Consider the following 350-nt stretch of genomic DNA (forward strand, 5'->3'; position numbering starts at 1 on the left):
CTTTCGGTTCCCATGATGCCTGCACCGACAATCAGGCCGGCGGATCGGCGAAAGCCGGCTCGTTCGGCTCGGGGACTTCGACGTCCCGCTCCCAGCCTTCGTTTTCCAGCTTCATCGACTGGATCGCCACCGCATGGGCGTTGGCGTCGAGTTCGGGCAGCATCTGCACTTCGGACGGCCAGCAGCGATAGATCTTGTAGACCAGCGCCACCTGCCCGGCCTCGTTGAGGAACTCGAGGACGACGTCCTTGCGGAAATCCTTCAGCGACACTTCCGAGCCGAGGCCGTTCTGCAGATCCCACACTTTGTTTGCCCAGCGCTCGAATTCGAGGTCGTGAGTTACGCCGCGC

The 350-nt window shown here is 62.3% G+C and carries 1 protein-coding gene; it reads right to left on the minus strand.

What is annotated here, in order from left to right; all coding sequences use genetic code 11:
- Window positions 1-31: 31 nt before the first annotated feature.
- The coding region (locus EN786_RS36540; protein WP_135910116.1) for a phage tail protein at window positions 32-350 on the minus strand (319 nt) is incomplete at its 5' end.

This window comes from Mesorhizobium sp. M4B.F.Ca.ET.143.01.1.1, assembly GCF_004792275.1.
GTDB classification, from domain to species: Bacteria; Pseudomonadota; Alphaproteobacteria; order Rhizobiales; family Rhizobiaceae; genus Mesorhizobium; species Mesorhizobium abyssinicae.